Here is a 792-nt window from a genome sequence, read left to right as displayed (position 1 = left end):
CCGCGACGATGCCATAATCGTCCTTGCCCTGATAGGTGAGCGTGAACGTTCCGCGCGCCTCGCGTTCGGGCGGGGCCGAAAGGGCCACTTCCGGCGGACGATCAGGCACGGCGTCGATGATCAGGCGGGTGGTGTGGGCAAAGCCGGTCTTGACCGACAGTTCGGCGGAGCCTTCGAGAGCAAACCGCTGTTCCTTAAGATCGGTGCGCGGCGTCTGCGCGGCCGGAAGCGCCGTGAGACCCCGTTCCGGCGTGATCGTGGCCTCGGTCTCACCGGCGACACGGATGACGACGACCGACTTTACGGGCGCCTTCAGGCGCTGCTCGCCTTGGCCGAGGTCGATCATCAGAGGGGGAATGCGCGTGTAGAGCGGCGGGTCGATCCACCCGTCGACGCGAGCGCCCGTGCCCGGAACCGGGGGCGCGCGCCAATCGAAAGCGCTGCCGAGCCTCAAACCCGCCTCGGGGCCCGCCACAAAGGCGCTCGCCACGAGGGCGAGAAGCCCGGCGGCGCGGATGGCATAACGATCGTAGCGCGGCATGTCCGGCCGGGGTGGGGCGACCCGCAGATCGGCGAGCGCGGCCTCGGCTCGCTTGCGATGCAACTCCCAGAGCGCCTGTGTCCCCGCGTCGGTGGTGCCGAGGGCCAGGGAATCGTCAAGCGCACGGGCCGGCCCGTGGCGCAGTCCCGAATCACGGTCGATTCGGTCGAGCGCGTTGGCGCGCGCCGGACGGCGCACCCTGGCCAAGGGCCAAAACGAAATGAGGAAGAGAAGGGCGAAAAGTCCGACGC

General features: G+C 69.3%; 1 protein-coding gene. It reads right to left on the bottom strand.

The window, feature by feature from the left end; genetic code table 11:
- The coding region (locus AC1DT3_RS23035; RefSeq protein WP_477467481.1) for a DUF4175 family protein at nucleotides 1–792 on the bottom strand (792 nt) is incomplete at both ends.

It is taken from the genome of Microvirga sp. P4_G7 (assembly GCF_056401005.1).
This window is presented reverse-complemented; position numbering and strand designations above follow the sequence as displayed.